The 4,593-nt window shown below is 32.3% G+C and carries 4 protein-coding genes; all 4 read left to right on the top strand.

What is annotated here, in order from left to right; all coding sequences use genetic code 11:
- The coding region (locus tag AACZ53_RS13915; RefSeq protein ID WP_339839687.1) for an alpha/beta hydrolase-fold protein at positions 1–1,389 on the top strand (1,389 nt) is incomplete at its 5' end.
- Between the two features lie 229 nt (positions 1,390–1,618).
- Positions 1,619–2,305, top strand: a complete 687-nt coding sequence (locus AACZ53_RS13910) for a DUF4386 domain-containing protein (RefSeq protein WP_339839684.1) — start codon at positions 1,619–1,621, stop codon at positions 2,303–2,305.
- Between the two features lie 344 nt (positions 2,306–2,649).
- A complete protein-coding gene (gene trpS, locus AACZ53_RS13905; protein WP_339839682.1) occupies positions 2,650–3,711 on the top strand; it encodes a tryptophan--tRNA ligase in 1,062 nt (353 codons plus the stop codon).
- 223 nt (positions 3,712–3,934) lie between these two features.
- The gene (locus tag AACZ53_RS13900; RefSeq protein WP_339839679.1) at positions 3,935–4,501 is read left to right on the top strand and encodes a hypothetical protein; all 567 of its coding nucleotides are present in this window, start codon (positions 3,935–3,937) and stop codon (positions 4,499–4,501) included.
- Positions 4,502–4,593 lie beyond the last annotated feature (92 nt).

Genomic DNA, 4,593 nt, shown 5'->3' with positions numbered 1-4,593 from the left:
CAAACAATCAAAAAACGAACAATCATGAAATCAATTAAAATGAAAACAATCAAAAAACAAATCGGATTAAAAGTGGCTTGTGTAGCCTTTGCATTAGTATCAAGTATAACATATGCACAAAACGCAGATTCTAAAACAACAACACAGCGAGATGGCTTTATTATTGAATTTTCAGTAGGTGGAGGTCTAATCAGTTTAGAAGATAGTGAAGGTATTCAAACGTTCGACACATCTCAAGGAACGTTTGTTTTTCCAGATGTAAAGTTGGGCTATATGTTGAATGAAAATCTTGCCATAACTGCCGCTATGCCAGGAAACATATACGAATTTAAAGATAATGACAGGAACTTTGGAGGCTTTATTCCATCGCTACAATATTGGGTAAAAGATAGATGGTGGATTCATGGTGGAGTTGGTTTAGCAATAGATTCACCAGCACTATATGATATTGAAGACGATGTAAATGATGATTGGAATTTTGGTACTGCCATAATGGTAAGTTCAGGTTACGAAATTTATAAAAAGAAAAACTTCGCACTTAATGTACAGTCAAAGCAAACTATGAAAAATTTGACATTTGTAATTTTATATATTCTTCTTTCAGGAGTACAAACCACATTTGGACAGAATGAAACAGATATTATAGTAGGAAGTAAGTTCGTTATTAAATCTAATATTTTAGATGAAGAAAGAACCTGTTTAATAAGTCTTCCTGATTCATACAATAATTCATCTGAAGTTGATAAAAAATATCCAGTTATCATATTATTGGATGGATATACTCATTTTAAAACAGCATCTGGAATAGTACATTTTATGAGTTCTAATAGGAATCGAAACAATTTAATGCCTGAAAGTATTATTATAGCCATAGAGAATGTTGACCGAGAACGAGATTTTACAGTTACAAAAATTAAGACCAAACGACCGAATAATATGGGAGGTGGAAGGATTTTTTTGAATTTCATTGAGAAAGAACTAGTACCTTATATTGATAAAAAGTATAAGACAGAACCGTTTAGAACTCTTGTTGGGCACTCTTTAGGAGGACTACTTACACTAAATTCCTATATGGATGAAAATAGCGTATTCAATGCTTACATTTCTATAGACCCAAGTATTTGGTGGAATGAGGAGATGATGAAAAACAAAGTTGATTCTATTTCCTCAATATCATTAGATAAAAAACTTTATATCGCTACTGCCAATCAAGGAGAGGCTAATTACGAAAGGAATAAACAAAGACACGACTCTCTTAATACTTTAATAACAAAGAAATCGGATAAACCTCTAAATATCGAAATAGAATATTTTGAAAAAGAAAACCATCGCTCTGTACCATTAGTAGCTTTATACGAAGGGTTAAAATATATTAATCAAGAGGAATGATTTCGAAGCTGGTAATATCAACAAATACGTTTGGTAACACCGTAAATAATTTATTGCTGGCTTTTTGCCTACTTGCGAAAGTCCTTGCGGACTTTCTTGGTCGGTAATTAGTTGCTTAAAACACGCAACAAACCATATACAAACACGTTGTGTGCCATTAGGGCAAAACTGTAACAATTACTCTTATACAGAGTCAGAATTAGTATAAAATAATAAAAATAAATCATCTATGATTGCAAATACAGAACAAAAAAGATTAATTAAGACAGCTAGAATAACTGGCTTATGGTATTTAATGATGGCTATTACAGGAATTCTAGGGTTTATGGTCTTTCATTCTCAAATATTTGTGTCTGGTAATCCTGAACAAACGCTAACAAATTTAGTAGAATTAGAATCTACAGCAAGAATTAGGTTGCTATTAGAATTTGGTATAGTAATTTCTCAGGCACTTACCGCAGTTTGGTTTTTCAAATTATTTAAAGATAATTATGAATGGGAAGCTTGGACTCTAGGTATATGGGGAATGGTAAATGCTTTAGCCATTATGATAAGTGCAATTTCAATCGCCTCAGCAATAGGTATTGCAAATTCTGAAATAAGTGCTATGGAAGACAAAGTTTTACTAATTCAGGTTTTTCAAAATATTATTTCGAATGCTTGGGGTATTGGTGGCCTATTTTTCGGGTTATGGCTATTTCCAATGGGATACATAGTTATCAAATCTAAAAGGATGCCTGTCTGGTTAGGGAGAGTTATTATTTTAGGTGGTATAGGCTATCTAATTTCTACAGTTATACACTACGCAGGAATTGATTTTAGCTTCAATAGATTTCTTACTCTACCTGCAACCATTGGAGAATTTTGGATGATTGGTTATTTACTAATTTTTGGCATAAGACCTAGCCATAAGTAAAATTAAATTAAAACGGAACACAACAGTGGTAACCGTTGCACAATTCAAAATCTTGAGAAATGATTGGTTTTTCAGATTCCAAACAATTCATAAGCTCATGATTTTGAGGCGTAATTGTATTTCTCATTTGATAAAAGTAACTTGATTGATTGAAAAATGTAGTTGTGCAACAGGCACAGTGGCTATAAGTAATTGATTTTCTCTCCTACTTCTGAAAATCCTCACGAATTTTTAGTTTGGTTTATACTTCCAACGTTAAGTGCTTATCCACGAAACTACTCATAGCCGAGATCGTTGTGGGTAATGAGAAAAATTGAACTTACTTGAATAAAATTAAACAAAAAATGATAAATAAAAGTTTTGAAAAAGCAAAAGAGCAAAGCAAATTATTAGAAAATGATTTGTATAAGAATCCTCATAAGTATCGCGTATTAACGGGAGATAGACCTACAGGTAATTTGCATCTTGGACACTATTTTGGCTCAATTATAAACCGATTAAAATTACAAAGCTTAGGAATTGAGACTTATATTTTAATTGCTGATTATCAAGTGTTGACAGATAGAAATGTTTTTAATGAAATTTCAAAATTCACCTATGAACTAACTTTGGACTATTTAGCCTGTGGATTAGACCCTGAAAATTATAAAACTCATATTTTTCCACATAGTCATATTCCTGAATTAAATCAACTAACTATTCCATTTCTGACATTAGTTTCCAGTTCAGAATTAAACAAAAATCCAACTGTTAAAGAAGAAATTACTGCTTCAGGACTGAGTAATATTAATGCAGGAATGTATATCTATCCAGTTCATCAAGCTGCTGACATTTTGTTTTGTAAAAGTAATGTGGTTCCTGTTGGAAAAGATCAATTACCTCATATAGAATTAACTCGGAAAATTGCAAAGCGCTTTAATAGCAAATTCAATAAAAATATTTTTACAGAACCAGTTGCACTTTTTACTGATAACCCTACTATTCATGGGTTAGACGGTATTCAAAAAATGAGTAAAAGTCGCAACAATTCAATTATGATAAAGTCAACAGCTGACGAAACAGCAAAACTAATAAAATCTGCCAAAACTGATTCAAGTCGTTACATATCTTACGACCCCGAAAACAGACCAGAGGTTTCCAACTTACTTAAGTTAGCTTCCTTATGTTCAGATAAAAGTCCAACAGATATTGCTGATAATATTGGCGACCAAGGTTCAGGAAAACTTAAACAGCTAACAGAAGAAGCCATAAACACATATTTTGAGCCTATTAGAAAAAAAAGAATAGAGCTTGAAAAAAATAAAGATTATGTCAGGGATATTTTGCTTAAAGGTATAAGTAAAGCGAGAGAAACAGCTATTGGAACGTTGAGTGAAGTCACTGAGGCAATGAATATGAAAATATAATAGCACTACATCCAGCAAAGAACTGAAATCGGACTCGATTCAATCTTTTTATTTTGAAAGAATAGATTTGATTTTGAATGGAATCTCAAAGAACAAATAAAGCGAACGGAAGCATTTCAAAAAAACAAAATAACTAAAACCATTATTTAATTCTACTTTTTCAAGAAGGTAAACTTCATACAAATATCAATCCATAATCATCATTAATCAAAAAAACATCATCATGAAAAAAACTTTAATTACCTTGACCTTGTGCGGACTAACATTAATCGCTAAAGCTCAAAACACAAGTGTAGAAAAATCAATATTCGGATTACAAACTGGAGTTCTAGGAATCTGGGCATATAATGAAGCAAAACTATCAAATACCGTAGCACTGAGAACAGAGCTCGGTTTTGATTTTGGTATTTGGGAATCTACGTTTTATGACGATTATGATTCTCCATTTCTACTAACACCTGTAATAGTTGTGGAGCCAAGATTCTATTACAACCTCAAAAAACGCTCAGAGAACTCAAAACCAACTGATGGAAATAGTGGCAATTTTATTGCTTTAAAAATGGGTTATCATCCAGAATTGGCGCTGTTCAATACTGACGATGCTCCTTTAGTAAGTGATTTCTCCATTATACCCACTTGGGGAATTAGAAGAAATTTAGGGAAACACTTTAATTATGAAGCAGGTCTTGGTGCAGGATTTAGTTACACATTTGCTAAACGCGCTGGTTATTTAGAGAACAAAAGTGAAATGGAATTAAACATGCACTTGCGTATAGGGTATAAATTTTAGCAAAAACAATTCTGAATTTGACGAAACCTGTCCAAGCTTAACGCCAAATGGAAATTATTTCTTTTTTCAAAGGAGCTACGGATCTAATAAAG

This window comes from uncultured Flavobacterium sp. (assembly GCF_963975005.1).
Lineage (GTDB): Bacteria > Bacteroidota > Bacteroidia > Flavobacteriales > Flavobacteriaceae > Flavobacterium.
The sequence above is the reverse complement of the archived record's forward strand: the minus strand, read 5'-3'. Positions and strand labels throughout refer to the sequence as shown.